The following is a 22,534-nucleotide window of genomic DNA, read 5'->3' as shown; positions in this document are numbered from 1 at the left end:
GTGGTACCTGCCGCCTGCATTTTTTTCGCAGGCGGGCCATGGGTGAGGCCTTCACCCGGCATTCCCTGCGCCCTCCGCACTTTCAAGAGGGCCACATGGATCGCAGCACTCGGGCATCACATGCCGCGAGGCCGCGCTGCCGTGTCCCGGCCCTGTCATCAGCTGTTTGAGTCGTAAATCCGCCAAACCCACCGCTGTCGTCCCGGACAAGCCGTGACGCGCGCCAGCGCGTCGCGGCGCCGATCCGGGACCCATACGCCGCGGCGGACGTGATGGGCACAATGCCAATGACCGGTCTGCCTCAAACCCCTCCCTGGGGGTATGGGTCCCGGCGCCGCGTGCGCAATTGCGCACCAGGCCGGGACGACAATGGAGTTTGTCGCGGCAGTCAAAACCATTTCCAGTGCATGAGACAACCGAGCAAGGGATTGAGACGTTCCGTCGGCGATGCACCTGATCGTGATGATCCCGCTTTGGACAACCGCTGCTCTGCGATTGCAACTGCGCCGTTTGCTGTTATGGAAACGCGGCTTCAACGGGGGGTAAGATGATTTGGAAATTGCGTTTGGCTGGTCTTGCGCTGGCGACCGTCGTGATGGCGCAGCCCGCTTTGGCTGCCGATGATCCGACCGGCACCTGGCTGACCCAGGCCGGCGACGCCAGGATCAAGGTCGCCAAATGCGGCGCCGGTCTCTGCGGCACCGTCGTGTGGCTGAAGGAGCCGATGGACACCGACACCGGCAAGCCGGCCGTCGACAACAAGAATCCGAATCGCGCGCTTGCCAACCGCCCGATCATCGGCCTGCAACTGTTCGAAGGCGTTCACGCGGAGGGGCCGAACAAATGGTCCGGCAAGATCTATAACGCCGATGACGGCCAGAGCTACACCAGCCACATCTCCGTCTCCGGCCCGGACACGCTGAAGGTGGAAGGCTGCGTCGGATCGCTGTGCGGCGGCGAGACCTGGACCCGCGCGCGCTGATCAGCGCTCAGGCGACCGCGGCCTTCAACGCGGTCGCAGCCGACGCGTAGCCGCCTCGCGCGCCGTCGATGAAGTGGACGTGATCCGGCCGGATCGCGGACGGCGTGAAGCAGGTCATCATCGCGGCATCCTGGCGATGCAGCCCGTAGCGGACGATGCCGCGCGACGCCGCCGCGCCAAGCCGGCGCTCCAGGTCCTGCGCGAGCTCGTCGGTGCAGTCGAGGATCATGCGCAGCGCATCGTCATATTTGCGGAAGTCGGAATTCTCGACCACCTGCTGCTTGTAGAGATCCGGCACGAAGCCGCCGATGCTGATGTTGAACCGCATCACGGCATAGACGAACAGCGTCCGTCCGAGCACGCGGGCCCAGCGCGACAACAGCGGTCCGCGCGCGGCGCGGACTTCGTAGCCGAATCCCTGCGGCGGCCATCGCAGCGCCGGCGCGCCGGCCGGCACCGGCCGCCCGGCATCGGGGCTGCGTTCGGTCAGGGTGATGATCTCCTCGATCACCTTGCGATAGGCCTGCGCATCGGCGCCGGGGGCCGGCAGCACCAGCACCGACAGGATGAGGCCGCGCGCCGCCGGGATCTCCTCGAACCGGCACGACAGTCCTGACAGATCGGGCTGCGCACCGGACGCCGCCGGCGGAATCGCGAACTCGCCCCGCTTCATCGCGGCCTCGGCCCAGCCCAGTCCGCCGCCTGCGAACATCGCGTAGGACAGGTTGGCCGAAGGACCGTAGCGCGCCACGCGGACGTCGAGGCCCTGCGCGCGGATCGCGCTCACCGGCACCAGGGCGACACGCATCGCGAGATCGAGATCCTCCCTGACCCAGGTCGCGGTCGCGGCAAGGGCCTCGCGCGCGGCCGCTTCGTCATCCGGGCTGACGGCGAAGCTCGCGCCGTCGCCCCCGAACACGAATGGGAATTCGCGCCCTTCCAAGGCATTGGTGACCGCGGCGATGACCGCCGCCCCGGCCATGTTGACCGCCTTATAGCGCCTGTCGGCGATCGCCTTGGTCGACTCGACGATGTCAGCCGTGCCGATCAGCCAGTCATCCGGCACCGGCTGGTAGAGCTGCGGCTCCATCAGGCGCGCGAAGCCGCGAAACACCGGAATCGAGGCATAGTAGTCCGCAGCGCTGGTCTTCGACATTGAGAGGCATCCGTCCGGGGTGCGCGTCCAATGAGGAGCTACGTTCTTTCCTGTCAAGCGGGTTCAGGCAACGATATTCGGCAGCGGACGTGTCGCCTGGCGGATTGCACCGCGTTATCGTTCCATCGACATTGACGTGCTAGCCTATCGCCATCATGGCCGACACCTCACCCGTTCCACAACTCGCCGCCCGCGCGCTCCAGATCGCGGACCGCATCAATACCGCCGGCTTCGAGGGCCAGGTGCTGTCGGCGACGCCGCTGGCGGTCCGCATCGGCGAGACGGGTATCGCCGTGGTCTTCCGCTACGGCGTCGTCGTCTTCATCGGCCTGTCGGTGGCGGAGGAGATCAACTTCCTCGACCGGCTGAGCGCGCGACTGTTCGGCCCGATCGCGCCGCACGAGGAAGAGACGGCCAAGGTCCAGGTCGCGCGCGAATCCGACGAGCCGATCCCGGTCGGCGGCCCGGTCCTGGTCAAGGAATTGTCGCTGGAGCGGCTGCTCATCGTCGCCGATGCGCTGGCCAAGAGCGTCGTGCTCGGCCGCAGCGAGCGCGAGATCGCCAACGTGTTCGACACGATCGAGCCGTTCGCGCGCGAGCTGGCGCTGCTGGGGCGAACATCGAAGAGCCGGGTGGCGATGCTCAAGCTGCTCGGCGAGGCGCTGCTGGTGCAGCACCGCGTCTCCGGCCGCGTGGCGGTCGGCGAGAAGCCGGACGTGTTGTGGGACCGGCCCGATCTGGAACGGCTCTATGCACGGCTCGAGGACGAGTATGAGCTGAAGGAGCGGGAGGACACCCTCAACCGCAAGCTCGCGGTGATCGCGGAGACGGCGACCACGCTCGCCGACATCATCGACACCAAGCGCTCGCTGCGGCTCGAGGTCATCGTCGTCATCCTGATCGCCTGCGAGATCGTGCTCGGCTTCTACGAGATCTTCGCCCGCGGCGGGCATTGACGGCAGAGCCTCGACCGGCTGCCATCGCATTCAGCGATGGTTCAGACGCGGCATGGAACTCTCGCATGGGCGCGATGAGCGATGCTGGGGGATGTCGAACCATGACGTGGGTGGGGAGCTTGCGACCGTCGCCGGCGGCAGCCAGCCACGAGGTGTGGCGAGCGCCCCGCCGCCGGCGCGGCGATGCTGGTCCGCCAATGCCGTCACACCAGCGCTCTGACGTTCCAAGTCGCATGACGGACCCCGGCAAGCTTCGCCAGCTCGGACACGACGCGGTCGAGATCGACCGTATCGACCGCGAGCGGCACCAGCGTCGCGATGATCTCGACGATGTCCTCGGAGCGATAGACGACCTCTGTCTCCCGCACCGGGTATTTGGCCGCCTCCAGCCGCTCGTCGAGCGCCTCGCGCAGCTCGGCGGCGCGCAGCCCGTCGGTGGTCAGGACGATCTCGTAGTTCGCCTCCGAGGTCTGCGCATTGAGCGGGATGCGATCGATCGCATTGACCAGCGGCCGCAGCAAGGTGTTGCCGGCCAGCACGAACACCGTCAGCGCCACCGACTGCGCGATCAGGTCGGCGCCGGCGCAGGCGCCGACCGCGGCGGACGCCCACAGCGTCGCGGCGGTGTTGAGGCCGCGGACGTTCATGCCCTCCTTCATGATCGTGCCGGCGCCGAGGAAGCCGATGCCCGACACCACATAGGCGATGATCCGCACCGCGCCGTCGGCGCCGGTCAGGCGGTTGCCGAGGTCGACGAAGGCGGCCGCGCCGACGGCGACCAGCACGTTGGTGCGCAGGCCGGCGCTGCGCTGCCGGTATTGCCGCTCGGCGCCGATCAGCGTGCCCAGCACGAACGCCGTGAACAGGCTCACGAGCGTGTCGAGGAAGTCGAAGACCTGGAAGGTGTGGAGGAATCGCATGGGCTTGCTGACTGTCTACGGTATTACGCTCCGTGGCCTGCCTGGCGGCAGCGGCACGCGTGGCATCCGGCGGCGGAACCGTCGCGAGAAGGCCGCTTTCTTAAGCCGTCCTTGATCGAAATCAAATCCCCGTCCCTCCCGTATACTTTAGGCTGATATGATCAACAGGCAGATGACGTCCGGCAAACAAATGACGCCATTCTCCGACGTCCGCAGGGATCACAGCCCGGCCGTCCGGCTGGGACATGATGCGGTGAGCGCGGTGAAGCTGTCCCAGGAGCTCACCGCCGAGATCGACGCCTGGGCGGAGGCTCACCAGATGACACGCTCCGACGCCATCGGCCAGTTGCTCACGATCGGCCTGCATGCATCGCGGCCGGCCGCAGCCGGGCAGCCCACGTCGCGGGATCCCGTCGCCATCGAGCAGAATGCGATCCGGCTGATCGATCGGATGCTCGATCCGAGCCTGTCCGCCGAGGAGCGCGAGCGGCGGATCCGCCGCCTGATCGAAGGTCCTGCGGAATTTGCCAACGAACGGATCGACCTGCCGCGGCATCCAGGCTGACGCGAACGGCTCAGGCGGCCGAGCGCGCCACCACGGCCTCGTAGATGTCGTCCTCCTGCGCCGTGTGCATGCGGACCAGCGTCTCGATCGCCTCGATCACCCGTTGCGCATCGCGGATCAGATAGCGGTCCACATGTTCGGACGGCAGATCCTCGACCAGCCGGCCGAGCAGGCGCGCCAGATGCAGGATCTCGCGATGCGCGCGGCTCATTGCCGACAGGCCGTGGCTCTCCTGCAGGAGGCGAGCAAGCTTCGGATAGACCGAGCCCTCGTCGTCGCGCTCATGCGCCACGACCTTGTCCTGCACCACGCCGTTCGCCTCCATGATCAGCGCCACGGCGCCGTCGGGCGGGGCTTCGTCGAGCGCATCGACGATCGCGCGCAGGCGGTCGAGGCCGCGCAGCAGCGCCTGGTGATCATGCCTGAGCCCTCGGCCGTCTTCGGCCGTGATCCGGCCGGCCTTGCTGCGGCCGGCCGGGAACAGAGCGCGGAGCGCGTTGAGGATGACGGCGACGTCGATGGCTTCCTGGACCAGGGCCGCAGGCACCGGCTGCAGCAGGCCGAAGGCCGCGGCCCCCATCGCCACGAACGACAGGCCCATGCCGACGAAGATGCTCTCCAGGGCGATGCGTCGGGCGCGCTGCGCGATCACGATCGCCTCGCCGACGCGATCGAGCCGATCGGCGAGAATGACCACGTCGGCGGCTTCCGACGAGGCGCTGGCACCACGGGCGCCGAGCGCGATGCCGACGTCGGCGGAGGCCAGCGCCGGAGCATCGTTGATGCCGTCGCCCACCATGATGGTGGGATGCAGCCGCTGCTCGCTCTTGACCGCCTCCACCTTGTCGGAGGGGACACGGTCCGCCAGCACGGCGTCGAGGTCGAGCGCCGCGCCGATGGCCTGGGCGGCCGCGGCGCGGTCCCCGGTGACCATGACCATGCGCGCGATGCCGGCCTCGCGGAGCCAGCGGATCGCGCGCGGCGTATCCGCGCGCAGCTCGTCCGCCAGCAGCAGCGCCCCGATCGGGCGCCCCTCGATCGCAACGAAGACGATCAGCGCCGACCGCCACGACGCCCGGCGGATCGCGCGCGCCGCCCAGGGCGGCGGCGTCCGGCTGCCGAGCACGAGGTCGCGCGAGCCGGCCATCACAGGGCGGCCATCGATCAGACCTTCGAGGCCCGAGCCCATGGTTTCCCTGACCTGTTCGGGCACCTTCAGCTTCAGCCCGCGCGCCTGGCCGGCCTGAACGATCGCGTGCGCCACCACGTGGTGCGAGGCCTGCTCGAGCGATGCGCAGAGCAGCAGCACCGCATCGGCGTCCTCGCCCGGCGCGGCGTCGACCGACAGCAGCCGCGCGCCGCCAACGGTCAGCGTGCCCGTCTTGTCGAACAGCACGGTATGGGCGCGCGCGAGCGCCTCGAGCTTGCCGCCGCCTTTGACCAGAATGCCGCTTCGGGCCGCCTGCGCCACGCCGGCAATGAAAGCGACGGGTGCAGCGAGAATCAGCGGGCACGGCGTTGCCGCCACCAGCACGGCAAGACTCCGGATCAGATCGCCCGAAGCCAGATAGGCGGCCCCCGCGATGGCGAGGCTGACGGGCAGGAAGATCAGCGCATAGCGGTCGGCAAGCCGCACGAACGGCGCCTTCGCGGTCTGGGCCGTCGTCACCAGCTTGACGATGCCGGCATAGGTGCTTTCGCCCGCGGTGGCGGTGACGGCCATTTCGAACGTGTCGCCGGCATTCACCGATCCCGACAGGATCGCCATCCCGCGCGTCTTCGTCACCGGGATCGGCTCCCCCGTGAGCGCCGACTCGTCGACGACCGCGATGGTCGCTTCGACCATGCCATCGACCGGGACGATCTCGCCGGCGCGGACCATCAGGCGATCACCGACCGCGACGCCGGCGATCGGAACGTTGTCGATCTGGTCGCCACGGCGGCGATGCGCCTCGCGCGGCGCGCGATCGACCAAAGCGCGCAGATCGTGCTCGGCGCGGGCGACGGCAATGTCTTCGAGCACGTTGCCGCCGGAATACATCAGCGCCACGACAGCGCCGGCCAGCGGCTCGCCGAGGATGATCGCCGCGCTCATCGACACCAGCGCGATCGCGTCGACGCCGATGCGGCCGGCGAGGACATCGCGGACGATCGAGACGATCAGCCCGAGGATGACAGGAACGGTCGAGGCCGTAAAAGCGATCCCGGCAAGATCGGGGCGACCGAGCACATGCGCGAGGCCGCCCGCGGCGAGGCCCGCGATTGCGATCGCGACGAGGGTCCACCGCAGAATGCGCTCGAACATGGATACCGGTTCCGGATTGCGCCGGCACTATCGCTGCTGCCGCCCGTCGGACCCTTGAGCGAAATCAACGGCGAGAGCGACCGATCGCCGCAAATGGCTCAGGCGGTATTGCCTGCATCGACCGTCAGCACGGTGCCGGTGACATTGCGCCCGCCATCGCCGAGCAGGAATTCAACCATCGCCGCCACGTCATCCGTTTCCGGCAGCCGCCGCAACGCGCTGCGGCCGGCGATGCGCCGCTGCTGCTCCTCGTCCATGCTCTGCGTCAGCTCGGTGGCGATGAAGCCCGGTGCGATCGCGTTCACGGTGATGCCGACCTTGCCGACCTCGCGCGCCAGCGAGCGCGTGAAGCCGTTGGCCGCCGCCTTGGTCGCGCCGTAGACGGACAGGCCGTTGTAGCCGGTGGAGGCGATGATCGAGGAGATGTTGATCACCCGCCCCTCGCCCGCGGCCATCATGTGGCGAACGACATATTTCGTCAGGATCATCGGTGCCAGCACGTTCAGCCGCACCAGTGCCTCGATCTCCGAATTGTGCATGGTCGCCAGCAGCCCTTCGGTGCCGAGACCGGCATTGTTGACGAGACCGTAGAGCGGACCGTACTCGTCGCGGACCGACTTCACGAAGGCCGGAAGTTCGTCGACGACGCTGAGATCACAGGCGCGGAAATGAATCCCGGCGCTGCTGGCGCTGAACTCGGCGATCGCAGCGCGCAGTTCCTCGCTTTCCCGGCGGGCCACCGTGACGACGTCATAGCCAGCGCCAGCGAGCCTGCGCGCGATGGCGAGCCCGATGCCGCGGCTGCCGCCGGTGACGAGAACGTTACGCATCGGCGCGCGCCAGCTTGCCGGCCGGTGTGACGTCGAGCGCCGGCACGACACGGATCATCGCCGGCACCTTGTGGGGCGCGAGGCGCGCGCGGCACGCGGCGAGGATCTCATTGCGGACCGCCTCGGTCCGCGCCGGATCGGCATCCGCCGTCAGCACGACCTCGGCGACGACGATGCCGCCGGTGATCGGGCTGCGCCGCGACTTGGCGCGCGACATCCGCACCTCGGGATGGCCATTGATCACGGCCTCGATTTCTTCCGGATGGACCTTGAGCCCGCCGACATTGATGATGCCGTTGCGGCGCCCGACGAAGTAGTAGCGATCGCCGCGCAGCTCGACCATGTCACCGGTATCGACATAACCATCCGTATCGGTCAGGGCGGCCGCAGCGCGTCCGACATAGGCGTGCGCGGCGCGCTTGGAGCGAATGCGCAGCGAGCCGTCGGCGACCTTCATGTCGACGGCACCGCGGCCTTCGCCGAGCAGCGTCGCAGGAAAGCCCTCCAGCCCATCATTGACGGCGAAGCCGACGCCGGCCTCGGTCGAGGCGTAGGCATGACCGATCGAAGCGTGGGGGAATGCCAGCTTCAATCCATCGAGCACGGCCTGGTCGGCGATCTCGCCGGAGAGACGCACATAGCGCGGCGCGAAGCCTTCCACTGCCCCACTCATCAGCAGCTTGCGCCAATGCGACGGCGTTCCGGACATGTGCGTAACGCCGCGTGCGTTGAGACGCGCGACGTGGTCCGATAGTCCCTCGCCCGGATCCGACAATACCATGGAGCCGCCGCCGACGATGGCGCGCAGGAAGATCTGCAGGCCGCCATAGCGGCGGATGTCGTAGAACGTCGCCCACACCGGCATGGCTTCGCCAGGTACCGGACGGTCGCCGATGATCGCGCCGCACAGACCGTCCAGCGTATGCCCGACAATCTTTGGCACGCCCGATGTACCCGATGTCAGCATCAGCCATTCGGTGGCGCGCACCGTTTGCACGACCGCGGCAGAAGGCTGCGGCAGGGCGACCTCGATCACGAGATCGACACCGCAGGCGTCGAAACGCTGGACCTCATCGGTCACGATGGCGTCGATGTCCGCATCGGCAATGATGCTGGCGAGATGCTCGCCCTTGAGATCCGGCGGACACAACAGGAGACGTCGTGCGACGCCATCGATCTCGATCAGCGCAAGGCCGGCGAGGAGCTGGCCGGAGGTCGCCAGCAGCACCGAACGTCCGTTGAGCTCTTCGGTGCGGCTGCCGAGGCAGCTCCCGCGCGAGAGCTCGGCGAGCGATATGACGTGACGCGGATCGGAGATCGTCCGTTCGGTCAGCGCGGTCCCGAGATGGTCGCGAAGGGCGAAGATCTCACGCGGGGACATTCTCATAGGCCCCGATGAAGTCGCCTATCGTGTTGGGGAACGTCACATCCTCGGACAGGGTGAACGGATCGACGCCGAGATCGTCCTCGAGACGGGCGACCAGGATGGCGAAAGCGAGCGAGTCGAAGCCGGTCTCATGCAACGTCAGCTCGTCGGTCAGCGGCGGCAGCTTGACCTTCTGTTCTTCCGCAATCTGCTTGATCGCTGCAATGATTCTTAACCGTACCGACATGGGCCAATCCGCGCACTGTTCAAACGATGAAACCGACCATAGGGCCAGAAGGTGAAGGAACCCGGACTGGCCCGCGATGTTTCGGGACCGTTGGTAAATGCCCATCATGGCCTATGATTAAAATCACCTACAAACGAACCTCGCCGGCGAGGATCCGCGCATGCAGATCGCGATCGAGCGGGTAATATGCACCTGTCCCGGCGTCTCGCACGTAGAGCGGCTCGTGCACGACCGACGGATCGAAGCCGTCGCGCATCAGCTCCTGCTTCTTCTGCTTGAATGTTTCAGTCGACCGCAGCGACGACGTGATGCGGAGCGCCACCGGCCGCGCGTAGGACGGCAACCTTCGGGCAAGTTCGACGGAGAGACGATCGAGATCGAAGCTATCGCCGACGACGAGCGCGGCCATCCCGGCGCGCCCATCGGTCCCCGGCACGACAACACCATAGGTCGATGCTTCCAACACGCCGGGACATTGCAGGATCGCCTCGTTCACCTCGCTGGTCGCGACGTTCTCGCCCTTCCAGCGGAAGGTGTCGCCGAGACGATCGACGAAATAGAAGAAGCCCTGATCGTCCTGGCGCATCAGGTCACCGGTGCGGAACCAGGCATCGCCCTTCTCGAAGACGTCGCGCAGGATCTTCTTCTCCGTCTCGCCCGTATCGGTATAGCCTTCGAAGCGACCGCCTCCCTTGTCCGCCGTACCGATGCGGCCGATGGCCTCGCCGATCTCGCCGCGCGTGCAGACGAGGCACCGTCCGTCGGCTCCGCGCAGGGGTGCGCGCTGGTCGGCATCCAGCTTGATGATTTCGGCGGGAAAGCGATGCGCGAGCAGCGACGGCACGCGCCCGATCGATCCCACCCTGCCCTCGACATTGTAGAGCGAGAAGTTGCCTTCGGTCGCGGCATAGAATTCCAGCACCTGAGGAATGCGGAAACGCGCCTGGAACGCCTCCCAGACGTCACCGCGCATGCCGTTGCCGCAGGCGAGCCGCAGCCGATGCGCGCGGTCGAAATCGGACGGCGCGGCGGCCAGCAGATAGCGGCAGAGCTCGCCGATATATTGCAGCAGCGTGCAATCGTGACGGACGATGTCGCGCCAGAAATTGCGCGCCGAGAATTTCTCGGCGAGCACCGCGGCTCCCCCGGCGCGCAGCATGCTGCAGGGCGCGACGATGCCGCCGACGGAATGATAGACCGGCAGACAGTCATAGAGGCGATCGTCGGGACCTGCGCCGGTGAGGCCGGCAAACCATCCGCCCCAGTTCATGATGCGGCGATGGCTGATGCTGGCGGCCTTGGGCAGGCCCGTCGTGCCGGAGGTGTAGATCAGCAGCGCGCGGTCGTTGATCGTCACAGCGCGGCGCTCGGTTGGGTCGAGCGCGTGCGTATCCATCGCGGCGATCGCGACGTCGAGATCGCCGCCGTCGGCAAACCAGACACGCGGCCCGCCCGCGATCAACGGCGCAACCTCCGTATAAGCTTCGTGGAAGTCCTTGGAGACGATCACATGGATTGGCCGGGCCACATTGATGCAATGCGCGAGCGACGGTCCGATGAGATTGGCGTTGATGAGCGCAACAACACCGCCGACGCGGCTGATCCCGAGCCAGGCGGCCAAGTAGTCGGGCCGGCTCGGCATCATCAAGGCGACCGTGTGGCCCGGCCCGATGCCGTTGGCCAGCGCCCAGCGGGCGTATCGGTTGATGCGCGCAGACAGGGCGGAATAGCTCAGCGTCTCGCGATCGGAGACCAGCGCCGGCCGTTCGGGCTGCTTCGCAGCCCAGTCGTCCACCACGTCGGCGAACAGCCGCGCCGGCTCTGCCTCGATGCGCGAGGTCAGATCGATCGCCTTCAGCCAGATCTTCGCCGCCGACGGCTTCCGAGAGGCCGTGCTGAGTTCCACAGATCGATCCGACTGCCCGGAGTTCATGAACGCCCTCGCCCCAATTCGGCGTGCTTATAGGCGGTGTGGCCTCACCAGCCGTTAATCGGGAGGGTTAACCGGCCGAGAGTGCGTGGCTGTTGATGCGAATGCGATCCTTTACGAAGTTCTCGGAAATGCCGGTTAGCGTACCGCTCCCAGAACATGCCAACGCGAAGGCCGGCATGCCCAAGGACACGATGACACGACGCGCATTGCTGCGCTGCGCCGCCTGGAGCAGTGTTGCAGCCATGACTTCGACCACGGCGTTCGCCGGAGTTGATGCGCCCTATCCGGCTCAGCCCGTCACCTGGGTCATTCCGTTTGCCCCGGGTGGAGCCACCGGCCGGCTGTCGCTCCTGATCTGCGACCGGCTGACCCGCCGCCTGGGCCAGCCCTTCGTGCTCGATCACCGGCCGGGTGCGGGCGGCGCCACTGCCACCAAGAGCGTCGCGAGCGCCGCGCCGGACGGCTACACGATCCTCGCGACCTCGACCGCGAACGTCATCACCGCCTCGGTCGACGGCTCGCCGAACACCGACGAAGACCTCACGCCGGTCGCCGGCATGGCGCGCATGCCGCTGCTGCTGCTGGTCAGCCGGCAGCTGCCGGTCAAGACGCTGCCCGAATTCCTGGCCTATGCCAAGGCCAACCCGGGCAAGCTCAGCGTCGGCTCCGCCGGTCCCGGCACCGTCCAGCTGCTGTCGGCCGAGCTGTTCCGGACACTCGGCGGCCTCACGTGGTCGACTGTGCACTATCGTGGCTCGGGTCCGGCCCTGACCGACCTCGCCTCCGGCCACATCCACGCGATGTTCGACAACGCCGCTTCCGCCGTCGACCTTTTGCGCAGCGGCAAGGTCCGGGCGCTGGCCGTCACGACGCGCGAGCACGCCGCCGCCTTCCCCGATCTGCCGCCGGTCGCCGACGTGCTGCCGGCGTTCGAAACCTCCGGCTTCTATGGCGTCGCCGTGCCGCACGGCACGCCGAAAGCCATCGTCGAGCTGCTCAACCGCGAGATCAACGCCGCGCTGGCCGATCCCGACATCAGCAGGCAGTTCGCCGAGGTCGGCGCCACGCCGCTCATCGGCGACGTCGGCGTCTACAGCGCGACCTACCGCGCCGAGATCATGCACTGGCGCAAGCTGGTGCCGCAGGTGAGCGCGAAGAACTGACCTCCGCGCCCGGCGACCCGCCTGCCTCAGGCCCCCGCGACGCCCTGCAGCACCAGCCGGTTGAGACGGGCCGCGAAGGCGGCCGGATCCTCCGGCAGTTCGCCGTCGAGGATCTGCGCCTGCTCGAGCAGCAGGAACGACAGATCGTCGACCTTGGCCTTGTCGGCGGCGGCCTTGGCGACCGCCACGACCAGCGGATGGCGCAGATTGATCTCGAGGATCGGCTTGGTGCGCGCCCCGCGCGCCTGCTGCGAGAGGATGCGCTCCAGCTCGCGATCGGGACCATGGCTGCCGGCCACCAGGCACGACGCGCTGGTGGTGAGCCGGGTCGAGACCTTCACGTCGGTGACGTGATCGCCGAGGCTCGCCTTGATCAACGCGATCGTGTTGGCCTCGTCGGCCGCCGGCTGCGCCTCGTCCTCGGCCTTCGGCTCCGTCACCGGGATCGGATCGAAGTTGATGTCGCCCTGGCTCAGCGACTTCAGCGGCTTGCCGTCATATTCGAGCCGCGCCGAGGTCCAGAACGCATCGACCGGATCGGTCAAGAGCAGCACCTCGACGCCACGTGCCTTGGCCGCCTCGAGCCGCGGATTGGACTTCAGCCGCTCGATGCTGTCACCGACCAGGAAGTAGATCTCGGTCTGGTTCTCCTTGAGGCCCTCGACATATTGCTTCAGCGAGCGCTTCTCGCCGGTCGTCGTGGTGAAGCGCGCCAGCGCCAGCAGCTTGTCACGGCGCTCGAAGTCCTCGTAGAGTCCCTCCTTGATGACGGCGCCGAAGGAGTCCCAGATCTTGTCGAAGTTCTCGGCGTCCTTCTCGGCCAGCTGCTCCAGCTCGCTGATCACCCGCGTCGTCACCGCTTTGCGGATCTGCGCCAGCTGCGGATTGTTCTGCAGCATCTCGCGCGACAGATTGAGCGGCAGATCCTCACTGTCGATCACGCCGCGGATGAAGCGCAGGTACGCCGGCATCAGGTCGGCGTCGTCGGTGATGAAGACGCGGCGGACATAGAGTTTGACCTTGCCCTTGCGCGCCGGCTCGAACAGGTCGAACGGCTTGGTCGAGGGCGCGAACAGCAGCACGGCATAGGAATAGCGGCCCTCGGCGCGGTAGTGCAGCGTCATCGCCGGCTCGTCGAACGCATGCGCGATCGACTTGTAGGCCTTGCTGTAGTCCTCCGGCGTCAGCTCGGATTTGGAGCGCTGCCATAGCGCGCTGGCGGAGTTGATCTGGCGCGGCTCGCCCTCCTCCGGCACTAGCATGATCGGGAACTGGATGTTGTCGGAATAGGCGGTGACGATGCGCTCGATCTCATAGGTTTCGAGATATTTCTTCGCGTCGTCCTTGAGGTGCAGCACGATCTCGGTGCCGCGCGCAACCCGCTTGGCATCCTCCTCGGACGCGGGCGCCACCTCGAAGCCCGCCCCGCCCGACGAGGTCCAGGTCCAGACCTCGCCGCCGCCGGCGCGGCGGCTGATCACCTGGATGCGGTCGGCGACCATGAAGGCCGAATAGAAGCCGACGCCGAACTGGCCGATCAGGCCGGTGCCGTCCTTGGCCTCAGCCAGCTTCTGCACGAACGCCTTGGTGCCGGAGCGGGCGATGGTGCCGAGATGGTCGATCAGCTCCTGGCGCTCCATGCCGATGCCGCTGTCGGCAATGGTCAGCGTGTCGGCGGCCTTGTTCGGGATGATGCGGATCTGCGGCGCCTCGCCGTCGCCGATCAGATCGGGCCTGGCGATCGCCTCGTAACGCAGCTTGTCACAGGCGTCCGAGGCATTCGAAATCAGCTCGCGCAGGAAAATGTCGGTCTCGGAGTAGACCGAATGCACCATCAGATGGAGCAGCTCGGAGACTTCGGCCTGGAAGGAATGGCTAACGGTGGCGGTGTCGGTCATCGTCGTACGTTGGCCCATGCTATCAGGGGTGGAGAGAGACCGTCGATATAGCGCGGCGGCGGCACCGATCAAGCCTTTCGGCCAGGGGGATCGTCGACCGATCGTTCGGCGGCCGCGAGCAGCTTGTCGATGACCGTGTCGAGGGTCGCGATCTCGGCGGCCGAAAGCACGCTCAGCAGATCGGCCTCGCGCGCCAGCGCATGGGGCACGATCCTGCGGTACAGCCCTCTGCCGGCAGCCGTCAACGCCACGATCCGCTCGCGGCCGTCCGCGGGATCGCGGCTCCGGCTGACGATGCCGCGGGCCTCCAGGCTCTGCATGGCGCGGCTGACATTCATCTTGTCGAGAGTCGTCAGCCGGCCGATCTCCTTGGTCGGCAGCCGCGGCTGCTCGCCGAGCGCCGCCAGGATCCGCCATTCCTGGCGCGACAGCGCGAAGCGGTCGGCATAGACCTCCGCCACCGCCAGCGACACCTGCTCGGCGAGCCGGGCAAGCCGGTAGGGAAAATAGCGCTGCAGCCGAAGCTCGGGCTCGGCGGCCCCCTCTCCATTTGTCCGGCCGCGGGTCTCGTTGGCCACCTTCGTCATCGCATCCCCTGCCTTCGTCCGTTCCAGGCGCTCGTCCCGGCGACCTCGATCAGATCCACATCGGGTTGATCTGGATCAAAGCCACACAATCGTATCATTCGTTACTATCCTGCCAACAATGATCATGGGAGGACCATCGTGCAGATCGAGAAGATTCATCACGTCGCCTATCGCTGCGTCGACGCCAAGGCCACCGTCGAGTTCTATAAGAAGGTCCTCAACATGGACCTGCTCGGCGCGATCGCCGAGGACAAGGTGCCCTCGACCAAGGCGCCAGATCCCTACATGCACATCTTCCTCGATGCCGGGAACGGCAACATCCTCGCCTTCTTCGAGCTGCCGAACTCGCCGCCGATGGGGCGCGATCCGAACACGCCGGAATGGACCCAGCACATCGCCTTCCAGGTGAAGGACATGGAGGAGCTCGAGGAAGCCAAGGCCCGCGCCGAGGCCGCCGGTCTCGACGTCGTCGGCATCACCGACCACACCATCTTCAAGTCGATCTATTTCCATGATCCGAGCGGCCACCGGCTGGAGATCGCGGCCTGGACCGCGACGCCGGAGCAGATCACGCGGATGAAGTCGGTCGCCCACGCCATGGTCGACGAATGGGCCACGACCAGGAAGCCGCCGCGGCACACCGCCTGGATGCACGAGAAGGAATTCGCCGGCAGCGACTGAGCGATTGCTCGTTCCGACAGTCCCGACCGCAACGCGCCAGGCGAGGCAGCCATGAGCAACTATGTCTATCCGCGATTTCCCTATGTCTGCTCGGCGGAGCAGCGCAGCGGCGAGACCCGCCGCCATCCGATCGTCGTGATCGGCGCCGGGCCGATCGGCCTCACCGCGGCGCTCGATGTCGCCGCCCGCGGCCAGCCGGTGGTCGTGCTCGACGACAACGACACCGTCAGCATCGGCTCGCGCGCGGTGTGCTACGCCAAGCGCCCGCTGGAGATCTGGGACCGGCTCGGCTGTGCCGCGCCGATGGTCGAGAAAGGCGTGAGCTGGAACATCGGCAAGGTGTTCTTCCGCGACCAGCTCTCCTATCAGTTCGACCTGCTGCCCGAGCCCGACCATCGCTGGCCGGCGATGATCAACCTGCAGCAATACTATCTGGAGGAGATCCTGGTCGACGCCTGCAGCAGGAGCCCGCTGGTCGATCTGCGCTGGAAGCATCGCCTCGTCAGCCTGAAGCAGAGCGAGGATTGCGCGCAGCTCGCGGTGGAGACGCCCGACGGCATCTTCACCATGGAGGCGCAATGGGTGATCGCCTGCGACGGCGCCAATTCCGACACCCGCCGGATGGTCGGCGCCGAGTTCACCGGCCAGTTCTTCCAGGACCGCTTCCTGATCGCCGACGTCAGGATGAAGGCGGACTTCCCCACCGAGCGCTGGTTCTGGTTCGACCCGCCGTTCCACCCGGGACAGTCGGTGCTGCTGCATCGCCAATCGGACAACATCTGGCGCATCGACTTCCAGCTCGGCTGGGACGCCAATCCGGACGAGGAGAAGAAGCCCGAGCGCGTGATTCCGCGCATCCGGGCGATGCTCGGCGAGACCGCCGAGTTCGAGCTGGAATGGGTGTCGATCTATCAGTTCGCCTGCCGAAGGATCGACAATTTCCGCCGGGGACGCGTGCTGTTCGCCGGCGACGCAGCGCACCAGGTGTCGCCGTTCGGCGCCCGCGGCGCCAACACCGGCGTGCAGGACATCGACAACCTCGCCTGGAAGCTGGCAATGGTGCTGCGCGGCGAGGCACCGGAGAGCCTGATCGACAGCTATCACGAGGAACGCGCCTTTGCCGCCGACGACAACATCCTGAACTCGACACGGGCGACCGATTTCATCACGCCGAAGACACAAGCGAGCCGCACCTTCCGCGACGCCGTGCTCGACCTCGCGCAGCATCACGCTTTTGCGCGGCCGCTGGTCAACAGCGGCCGGCTGTCGACGCCGACGCCCTATGCCACATCGTCCCTGAACACGCCCGACGGCGGGGGCGTCCCCGGCGCGATGACGCCTGGGACCAATGCCGCGGACGCGCCGGTGATGGTCGCGGGCGAGCCCGGCTGGTTCCTGAACTGCCTCGGCTCGGGCTTCACGGTTGTCACCTTCGACAACGCCGTCACCGCCGAGCAGCTCAGCATCGACGGCATCACGGCGCGGGTGCTCGTCGTCGGCCGCGACCTCGCCGATCCCAAGGGCCTGCTCGCGGCACGATACGGCGCCTCGCCCGGCACGACCTATCTGTTCCGCCCCGATCAATATGTCACCGCCCGCTGGCCGCAGTTCGACGGGGACGCGATCACGGATGCGGTCCGGCGCGCCTGCGGCAAGTGCGGCGCGGTCCAGCAGGAGCTTGCAGCATGAGCCTCACCCTCACCCCGAACATTCGCGATCCCGACGACTTCTATGCCGAGCTGATCGGTGGCCAGCGCGACCTCAGCGAGGACGAGGCCCTGCGCATGAACGCCAGGCTCGTGCTGCTGCTCGCCAACCATATCGGTGACCGCGCGATCCTGAGCGAGGCGATCCGGCTGGCAAGGTCGCCCGCCGGCTGATGCAGGCCGCAACACGTCACATCGGCCGCCGGCTTTGATCCGGATCAAAGCCGTTTCTCCGCATTCTGCGGCAGACAGAGAAACCTGCCTGCGAGTCGTGCTCCGGCACAGAGTCCGGCACATTGCGGCTCCTGATCCGCTCCCGGCCGGTTTCACTGTGACAACATCATAATGTCACGCCACCTTCACTGAGGCCCTCTACGTCTTCGCCTCGTTCCACAACGGCACGGGGATTCGCATGTCGCGCTACTACAAGACGCTGCAGACGCAGCGCTTCGACGACTATCGCTACTATCATCAGAGCCGGATCAATCAGACGCTGCACCTGGTCAGCGCCGTGATCTTCCTCGTGTGCTATGCGCTGCTGTTCAAGGATCCGGCGATGGCCGGCCTGGTCGGCTGGCTGGCGATGCTGACGCGGCAGACCGGGCACTTCTTCTTCGAACCGAACGGCTATGACCACGTCAACGGCGTCAGCAATGACTACAAGGAGGCGGTCAAGGTCGGCTACAATCAGACCCGCAAGATCGTGCTGCTGACGGTGTGGGGCCTGGTGCCGGTGGCGCTGTTCGCGTTTCCGACGCTGTTCGGCCTGTTAGCCGAGCCGGCCGGCCGGATGGACTTCGTCCGCCACGTCGGCCTGCTCTGGCTCGCGGTCGGCATCGGCGGCGGTCTGTTTCGCGTCATCCAGCTGTTTGCGACGCAGGATGTCCCGACCGGCCTGATCTGGGCCTTCAAGGTGCTGACCGACCCGTTCCACAACATCGCGCTGTACTGGAAGTCGCCGCTGGCGCTGCTGCGTGGCGAGTTGATCGATCCGACCATCAAGGACGCCTCGCATTGGGGCGCCGCCGAGGACGAGGCCGAAGAAGCCGCGCATCTCACCTGATCGCGAGTTCCCGCCGCGGGACCGTCCCGCGGCGGGCGTCGTCGGAGTGACGGGCTTCAACACCGTGGAACGACTCTCCTGCTGCGCCGTTGCGGGCTTAGTGCTGGTGGCCTTCAGGAGCTTTCCATGTGTGACTACAGCCTCCATACTGTTGCTTCCCGTGACGCCAAGACTGCCGACGTGCTGGTCTCCTGTCGATTTCCCGGCACGGAGACCCGCGGCTTCTGCACCAAGGACGACCCGTTGACCGCGGTGTGCCTGCGTCCAGGCACCGAGCTCGCCTTCGAGGGCGACGTGCGCCTCAAGGGCTTCTTCTTCCGCCGCAAGGTCGGGGCGCATCTCGCCCGCTTCCGCCAGGTCGACACCAACAAGCCGACTGAACATCACGATGCGCTCGAATTCTCCAATGGCCGGATCGTCAAGGTCACCGACCTGGCCACCGGCCAGCGCGCCCGCGTGGTGCAGATGCCGGCCGACCCGGCCGCCCGGCGCACGACCACGCCGCTCACGATCGAGCTGCGGGCGACGCAGCTCTGAAGACGTCGACATGGCCGGCGTCAGCGCCGAGGCGGCGCTGACATCGGGCATGACCGGCTGAAGACAATGCGCGTCGTCGAAGGCTGCGCGCCCGCCCCCTGATGTCATCCTGAACATGTGATCTTGCATGCGTGCTCGCGATCCCGCGGCACGATCGGTGCCCGGGTGATGCGGCCGTCAGCCCTCTCGACGAGAGGGCGCGGGGAAGGCCGGGTGCTGACCGCGGCCCATGGCCCGCCTGCAACAAGAAAGCAGGCGGCAGTCACCACAGGTCGGGCCTGACAACCGGCCTCCCCCGCGCGAACGGTTTTAACGGTGTCCTTCGTGCTCTCCCTGGGGATCGGCTTTCTTGCCCCCATCGCCCGCCCGAGCCGTCACAGCATCGAACGCGGACTTGACCTCAGCATCGAGAGGCCAGGACCACACGACTTCGCCGTCCGTCACGACTGCGCTCGTCTGGCGCAGCCGTCACGTCCATCGCAGCCCACCTCCACGTTCGTGACGACGCGTACGTCCCTCTGCACGAGGCGGGATGGGGGGACATAAACATGATTTCTGAAAAATAGCAAGAGGAATTTCGCGAAATCCGCAGAGCGATCGGTCTGCGGCGGTGCGCTCCCCTTCCCCTTGCGGGGAGGGGAGAGGAGAGAGCGGTAGTGTCGGCGGAAAACGCTGGCGCGCTGCAACGCGGAACGGTCAATCAATCCGGCAGATTCGTAAATTTCGGACGCCAGACGCCCAGGATCACGTTCACGGTGGCGACGCCGAGCATGACCCAGATGGCGCCCTGCTCGGTGCCGAAGTTGGGCGCAAGCGTCGCCGGGTCGATCTGGCCGGCGACGGCGCGGGCGGCCTCCTCGGCCGCCTCCTGCATCGGACCCTGCACGGCGGCAAAACCCCATTCGAAGACGAGGATGCCGGAGGCGAGCTTGGCAAGCGCCCAGCCGGCGCTATGCAGCGCGCGGTTGATCGCGATCGCGAGCAGGCCGGCGATCAGGGTCAGGCCGAGCGAGGGGAAGAACACGTAACGCACGATGGCGCCCATCGCGGCGCGCATCTCGGCGTAATGCGACAGCGACACCGACGGCTGCGGGATCAGGCCGAGCAGCACGACGAGGCAGGCCATCGCGCCCATCATGCCGATCGCGCCCATCGTGTGCAGGAACTTCATCAACCGTCGCATGGCATTCCCCGACGTCGTGAAGATGAGATCTCGTCCAGCAAGGCTCGCTGCCCCTGCCAGGTCAAGCCACGCTGCATGCGCGGGCTGCCGTCACCCGTCATCCATACGATCAAGACAGGCCATCGGATCACGCATCGGGACGAGCGCCTGTCTCTACCAGTGCCGCGTACCCGGCCCGCCCTTGAACGGTCCGACGACGCGGGAGGTGATCCAGCCGCCGTAGAAATCGCCCTCTTGCGCGGCAACGCGCTCGTCGCCGACGAAGCAGGCCTCGACCCGAGAGGCATAGAACGCAAGATGGCCCGCGATCGGCGCGAACGGCGCCGTCGGCTGCTCGTAGCTCCAGGCCGCCTGCTCGGACACGCGGCCGCCGACCTCCAGCGTCCAGTAGCCGGCGACGCCCTTGAACTCGCAGAACGACCCGCCGGGCGCGCGCCGCAGCAACTGCATCGCGACATCCTGCGATGGGATATAGTAGACGGGCGGATGGCTGGTCTCGAGCACGCGATAGCCGTCCTGCGTGTCGGCGATGGTGACGCCGGCGAATGCGACGCGCAGCCGCGCCATGCAGCGCTCCAGCCGCGGCGGCCGCGGATAGTCCCACACCGATTCCTGGCCTGGTCCCGGCACGATGCGCTGCATGTCCCTTCTCCGTTGTGGCGGTGCCAACCGCGCGCAGCGACCGGCCAGCGCACGGCAACGGCCCAACGGAGGCAGAGGATCACCGGAGACTGATGGGGAGCGGCGGCTGTCGTTCCGGCTTCACGACGGTGAGGCCGCCGGCGGAGCGGGCTCAGGCTCCTGCGCGGTTTTGCCGTTGTCCTGCCCGATGCGGAACAGTTGGACATAGCTGCCGAGATAGAGCGGCGTGAGGCCGGCGACGGGCTGCTCCGGGACCGGCGGGTCGAGCAGCAGGACAGCATCGAAGTTCGAGCGCCAGCCGGCCAGATAGCGCGCGAGCGGCAGCACGTCGGCGGGCGGCGTGTCCGGCTGCAGCCAGCGCCACGCGGCGGGCTCGGCCAGCGGCTGCGCGAGACGCGCGAAAGAGGGACGCACCGTGACGGGCTGCTGGTTCGGATGGGCGAACATCAGCGGCCAGAACGCCCGCCGCTCGATCACGAGCAGCGCCGCCATATGGGAATCGACATAACGGAAGCCGGGCAGGATGCGCTCGCGCCGGCTGGAAACGGGCTGCTCGTGGCCATGCGCGGCGATGACGCGCGCGCCGGGCTGCACATGCGCGATCGCCGCGCGCAGTTCGGCGAGGTCGACCCGGTGATCGATCCAGGCCGATGCGATATCCGCGGTCCGAACCAGCATCAGCCCTGCGAGGACGATGCCGACGAGCGCCGCCTTCCTGCCGGACACGACCGGATGCAGGCCGGCGAACAGCAGCAGGCCGCCCATCGCGGCAAAGCGCATGTCGATCAGCGTTCCTCCCAGCGCCGTCCAGGGCGCCGCGACGAAGGCCGTGAACAGCGCCGCCAGCGCCAGCGGAATGCCCGGCGCGATGACGAGCTGGCGCCGGACGAGAACCAGCACCGACATCACCACGACGGTCGTGATGATCGTCAGCTCGGCGCTGGTGGTCAGGAACGGCGTCATGATGCGCCACAGCTTCGGCGGTCCGTCCCAGTCGCCGAGTTGCAACCCTCCCTCGCCCAGCGGACAGAGCCCATAGAGCAGCACGGCCGGGCTGAGCGTGAGTCCGAGCGCACAGGCCGCGACCGCCAGCTCCCGCGTCAGGACCGCCGACCGGCGCAGCCGCCACAGCCGATCGGCCTCTCCGGCGCCGATCAGGACCGCGAAGAACAGCAGGCCGAAGATGTGGCAGAGGAAGGCAGCCGACGCAGTGATGGCCCCCCAGGCGATCGCCGGCAGCCAGCCGCCCCGACGGCGCAGCGCCACCCAGCCGGCGGCGCCGCCGAGGGCAAGACCGAGCGAGAGCTGGAAATTCATGAAGCCGAGCAGGAAGACGCCGTCATAGGCGACGATGCCGGCCGCCAGCGGCCATAAGGACAGCCGGCCGAACACCGCGCGGTGATAGGCGATGCCCCCGAGGAGCGGCGCGAACAGGCTGAGCGCGAGCAGGATGCGGCCGCCGACATGAACGTCGGTGATGCGCAGCAGCGCGACGCCGATCACGTCCATGCCGAGATTGGGCAGGACGCGCCAGTTCGGCGCGTACATCTGCGACAGCACGGGATCGTCGGGATGCGCCAGCACGAACAGCCGCGCGAGGTGGTTCGGATAGTCGAGCACCGGCGGGACATCGACCAACAGAAACGGCACCGCGAGCACGATGGCGAGCACCAGCGCCAGCAGGATCCAGCGCCAGGGCAGCTCGCCGGCGCTGGAGGCGGACACGGGAGGATGGACTGATCGGAAGTCTGAATGCACGAGGAGGCTGGCCGGCGCGATGGCGCCAGTCGCCGGCGAGCACGATGGCAAATGCA

The 22,534-nt window shown here is 67.3% G+C and carries 21 protein-coding genes; 9 read left to right on the top strand and 12 right to left on the bottom strand.

What is annotated here, in order from left to right; translation table 11 throughout:
- Nucleotides 1–547 precede the first annotated feature (547 nt).
- Nucleotides 548–982 (top strand): DUF2147 domain-containing protein, encoded by a 435-nt coding sequence (locus ACQR1F_RS24945; protein WP_315802707.1) that lies wholly within the window; start codon nt 548–550, stop codon nt 980–982.
- A 7-nt stretch (nt 983–989) separates the two neighbouring features.
- On the opposite strand, the gene ACQR1F_RS24940 is transcribed toward ACQR1F_RS24945, so the two are convergent.
- On the bottom strand, nt 990–2,138 hold the full coding sequence (locus ACQR1F_RS24940; protein ID WP_316236774.1) for a DUF3095 domain-containing protein: 1,149 nt from the start codon (nt 2,136–2,138) through the stop codon (nt 990–992).
- A 155-nt stretch (nt 2,139–2,293) separates the two neighbouring features.
- Here ACQR1F_RS24940 and ACQR1F_RS24935 point away from each other — a divergent pair, with 155 nt between their 5' ends.
- A complete protein-coding gene (locus ACQR1F_RS24935; protein ID WP_315802705.1) occupies nt 2,294–3,094 on the top strand; it encodes an RMD1 family protein in 801 nt (266 codons plus the stop codon).
- A gap of 203 nt (nt 3,095–3,297) precedes the next feature.
- Here ACQR1F_RS24935 and ACQR1F_RS24930 read toward each other — a convergent pair whose 3' ends face one another.
- Nucleotides 3,298–4,014 (bottom strand): MgtC/SapB family protein, encoded by a 717-nt coding sequence (locus tag ACQR1F_RS24930; protein WP_315802704.1) that lies wholly within the window; start codon nt 4,012–4,014, stop codon nt 3,298–3,300.
- Between the two features lie 157 nt (nt 4,015–4,171).
- Between ACQR1F_RS24930 and ACQR1F_RS24925 the strand changes: the two genes are divergently transcribed.
- The gene (locus ACQR1F_RS24925; protein WP_315802703.1) at nt 4,172–4,579 is read left to right on the top strand and encodes a hypothetical protein; all 408 of its coding nucleotides are present in this window, start codon (nt 4,172–4,174) and stop codon (nt 4,577–4,579) included.
- Between the two features lie 10 nt (nt 4,580–4,589).
- On the opposite strand, the gene ACQR1F_RS24920 is transcribed toward ACQR1F_RS24925, so the two are convergent.
- The 5 genes from ACQR1F_RS24920 to ACQR1F_RS24900 form a co-directional block, all read right to left on the bottom strand.
- Nucleotides 4,590–6,884, bottom strand: a complete 2,295-nt coding sequence (locus ACQR1F_RS24920; protein WP_434914034.1) for a heavy metal translocating P-type ATPase — start codon at nt 6,882–6,884, stop codon at nt 4,590–4,592.
- A gap of 98 nt (nt 6,885–6,982) precedes the next feature.
- Entirely contained in the window at nt 6,983–7,714 is a 732-nt protein-coding gene (locus ACQR1F_RS24915; RefSeq protein ID WP_316179664.1) for an SDR family NAD(P)-dependent oxidoreductase, read from the bottom strand.
- Nucleotides 7,707–9,095 carry a class I adenylate-forming enzyme family protein gene (locus ACQR1F_RS24910; protein ID WP_434889567.1) on the bottom strand — a complete coding sequence of 463 codons (1,389 nt, stop codon included), beginning with the start codon at nt 9,093–9,095 and terminating at the stop codon, nt 7,707–7,709. Before ACQR1F_RS24910 ends, ACQR1F_RS24915 begins: the two co-directional genes overlap by 8 nt.
- Nucleotides 9,082–9,327 carry an acyl carrier protein gene (locus ACQR1F_RS24905; RefSeq protein ID WP_315802699.1) on the bottom strand — a complete coding sequence of 82 codons (246 nt, stop codon included), beginning with the start codon at nt 9,325–9,327 and terminating at the stop codon, nt 9,082–9,084. The genes ACQR1F_RS24910 and ACQR1F_RS24905 overlap by 14 nt, the downstream gene beginning before the upstream one ends.
- A gap of 127 nt (nt 9,328–9,454) precedes the next feature.
- The gene (locus tag ACQR1F_RS24900) at nt 9,455–11,260 is read right to left on the bottom strand and encodes a long-chain-acyl-CoA synthetase (RefSeq protein WP_315802698.1); all 1,806 of its coding nucleotides are present in this window, start codon (nt 11,258–11,260) and stop codon (nt 9,455–9,457) included.
- 176 nt (nt 11,261–11,436) lie between these two features.
- On the opposite strand from ACQR1F_RS24900, the gene ACQR1F_RS24895 reads away from it, so the two are divergent.
- Nucleotides 11,437–12,423 carry a Bug family tripartite tricarboxylate transporter substrate binding protein gene (locus tag ACQR1F_RS24895; protein ID WP_434914033.1) on the top strand — a complete coding sequence of 329 codons (987 nt, stop codon included), beginning with the start codon at nt 11,437–11,439 and terminating at the stop codon, nt 12,421–12,423.
- A 26-nt stretch (nt 12,424–12,449) separates the two neighbouring features.
- On the opposite strand, the gene htpG is transcribed toward ACQR1F_RS24895, so the two are convergent.
- Both htpG and ACQR1F_RS24885 read right to left on the bottom strand, forming a co-directional pair.
- Nucleotides 12,450–14,321: a molecular chaperone HtpG gene (htpG, locus tag ACQR1F_RS24890; RefSeq protein WP_316179673.1), complete on the bottom strand. Its 1,872-nt coding sequence runs from the start codon at nt 14,319–14,321 to the stop codon at nt 12,450–12,452.
- Nucleotides 14,322–14,389: 68 nt separating this feature from the next.
- Nucleotides 14,390–14,908 (bottom strand): MarR family winged helix-turn-helix transcriptional regulator, encoded by a 519-nt coding sequence (locus tag ACQR1F_RS24885; RefSeq protein ID WP_315802695.1) that lies wholly within the window; start codon nt 14,906–14,908, stop codon nt 14,390–14,392.
- A 138-nt stretch (nt 14,909–15,046) separates the two neighbouring features.
- On the opposite strand from ACQR1F_RS24885, the gene ACQR1F_RS24880 reads away from it, so the two are divergent.
- From ACQR1F_RS24880 to ACQR1F_RS24860, 5 genes are all read left to right on the top strand, one after another.
- Entirely contained in the window at nt 15,047–15,589 is a 543-nt protein-coding gene (locus ACQR1F_RS24880; protein WP_315802694.1) for a VOC family protein, read from the top strand.
- A 51-nt stretch (nt 15,590–15,640) separates the two neighbouring features.
- Nucleotides 15,641–17,278, top strand: a complete 1,638-nt coding sequence (locus tag ACQR1F_RS24875) for an FAD-dependent oxidoreductase (protein WP_316179676.1) — start codon at nt 15,641–15,643, stop codon at nt 17,276–17,278.
- Nucleotides 17,275–17,469, top strand: a complete 195-nt coding sequence (locus tag ACQR1F_RS24870; RefSeq protein WP_316179677.1) for a DUF2783 domain-containing protein — start codon at nt 17,275–17,277, stop codon at nt 17,467–17,469. Before ACQR1F_RS24875 ends, ACQR1F_RS24870 begins: the two co-directional genes overlap by 4 nt.
- 238 nt (nt 17,470–17,707) lie before the next feature.
- On the top strand, nt 17,708–18,358 hold the full coding sequence (locus tag ACQR1F_RS24865) for a hypothetical protein (RefSeq protein WP_434914032.1): 651 nt from the start codon (nt 17,708–17,710) through the stop codon (nt 18,356–18,358).
- A gap of 126 nt (nt 18,359–18,484) precedes the next feature.
- A complete protein-coding gene (locus tag ACQR1F_RS24860) occupies nt 18,485–18,895 on the top strand; it encodes a hypothetical protein (protein ID WP_316179679.1) in 411 nt (136 codons plus the stop codon).
- A 700-nt stretch (nt 18,896–19,595) separates the two neighbouring features.
- On the opposite strand, the gene ACQR1F_RS24855 is transcribed toward ACQR1F_RS24860, so the two are convergent.
- From ACQR1F_RS24855 to ACQR1F_RS24845, 3 genes are all read right to left on the bottom strand, one after another.
- Nucleotides 19,596–20,078, bottom strand: coding sequence for a hypothetical protein (locus tag ACQR1F_RS24855; protein WP_316179681.1), 483 nt, complete (start codon nt 20,076–20,078; stop codon nt 19,596–19,598).
- A gap of 153 nt (nt 20,079–20,231) precedes the next feature.
- Complete coding sequence (locus tag ACQR1F_RS24850) at nt 20,232–20,720, bottom strand: DUF427 domain-containing protein (protein ID WP_434914031.1); 489 nt, start codon at nt 20,718–20,720, stop codon at nt 20,232–20,234.
- Between the two features lie 120 nt (nt 20,721–20,840).
- Nucleotides 20,841–22,445 carry a hypothetical protein gene (locus tag ACQR1F_RS24845; protein ID WP_434914030.1) on the bottom strand — a complete coding sequence of 535 codons (1,605 nt, stop codon included), beginning with the start codon at nt 22,443–22,445 and terminating at the stop codon, nt 20,841–20,843.
- Between the last annotated feature and the right edge of the window lie 89 nt (nt 22,446–22,534).

The organism is Bradyrhizobium sp. HKCCYLS3013 (assembly GCF_051167615.1).
Lineage (GTDB): Bacteria > Pseudomonadota > Alphaproteobacteria > Rhizobiales > Xanthobacteraceae > Bradyrhizobium.
Note: the sequence above shows the minus strand (reverse complement) of the source record. Positions and strands in the feature narration are given on the sequence as shown.

Excerpts from the sequence above, each read along its gene's own strand:
- ACQR1F_RS24920 (WP_434914034.1), bottom strand. The coding sequence starts at position 6,884 with ATGTTCGAGCGCATTCTGCGGTGGACCCTCGTCGCGATCGCAATCGCG.
- ACQR1F_RS24870 (WP_316179677.1), top strand. The coding sequence starts at position 17,275 with ATGAGCCTCACCCTCACCCCGAACATTCGCGATCCCGACGACTTCTAT.
- ACQR1F_RS24930 (WP_315802704.1), bottom strand. The coding sequence starts at position 4,014 with ATGCGATTCCTCCACACCTTCCAGGTCTTCGACTTCCTCGACACGCTC.
- ACQR1F_RS24915 (WP_316179664.1), bottom strand. The coding sequence starts at position 7,714 with ATGCGTAACGTTCTCGTCACCGGCGGCAGCCGCGGCATCGGGCTCGCC.
- ACQR1F_RS24945 (WP_315802707.1), top strand. The coding sequence starts at position 548 with ATGATTTGGAAATTGCGTTTGGCTGGTCTTGCGCTGGCGACCGTCGTG.
- ACQR1F_RS24900 (WP_315802698.1), bottom strand. The coding sequence starts at position 11,260 with ATGAACTCCGGGCAGTCGGATCGATCTGTGGAACTCAGCACGGCCTCT.
- ACQR1F_RS24850 (WP_434914031.1), bottom strand. The coding sequence starts at position 20,720 with ATGCAGCGCATCGTGCCGGGACCAGGCCAGGAATCGGTGTGGGACTAT.
- ACQR1F_RS24885 (WP_315802695.1), bottom strand. The coding sequence starts at position 14,908 with ATGACGAAGGTGGCCAACGAGACCCGCGGCCGGACAAATGGAGAGGGG.
- ACQR1F_RS24905 (WP_315802699.1), bottom strand. The coding sequence starts at position 9,327 with ATGTCGGTACGGTTAAGAATCATTGCAGCGATCAAGCAGATTGCGGAA.
- ACQR1F_RS24925 (WP_315802703.1), top strand. The coding sequence starts at position 4,172 with ATGATCAACAGGCAGATGACGTCCGGCAAACAAATGACGCCATTCTCC.
- ACQR1F_RS24895 (WP_434914033.1), top strand. The coding sequence starts at position 11,437 with ATGCCCAAGGACACGATGACACGACGCGCATTGCTGCGCTGCGCCGCC.
- ACQR1F_RS24855 (WP_316179681.1), bottom strand. The coding sequence starts at position 20,078 with ATGCGACGGTTGATGAAGTTCCTGCACACGATGGGCGCGATCGGCATG.
- ACQR1F_RS24860 (WP_316179679.1), top strand. The coding sequence starts at position 18,485 with ATGTGTGACTACAGCCTCCATACTGTTGCTTCCCGTGACGCCAAGACT.
- htpG (WP_316179673.1), bottom strand. The coding sequence starts at position 14,321 with ATGACCGACACCGCCACCGTTAGCCATTCCTTCCAGGCCGAAGTCTCC.
- ACQR1F_RS24935 (WP_315802705.1), top strand. The coding sequence starts at position 2,294 with ATGGCCGACACCTCACCCGTTCCACAACTCGCCGCCCGCGCGCTCCAG.
- ACQR1F_RS24865 (WP_434914032.1), top strand. The coding sequence starts at position 17,708 with ATGTCGCGCTACTACAAGACGCTGCAGACGCAGCGCTTCGACGACTAT.
- ACQR1F_RS24910 (WP_434889567.1), bottom strand. The coding sequence starts at position 9,095 with ATGTCCCCGCGTGAGATCTTCGCCCTTCGCGACCATCTCGGGACCGCG.
- ACQR1F_RS24940 (WP_316236774.1), bottom strand. The coding sequence starts at position 2,138 with ATGTCGAAGACCAGCGCTGCGGACTACTATGCCTCGATTCCGGTGTTT.
- ACQR1F_RS24875 (WP_316179676.1), top strand. The coding sequence starts at position 15,641 with ATGAGCAACTATGTCTATCCGCGATTTCCCTATGTCTGCTCGGCGGAG.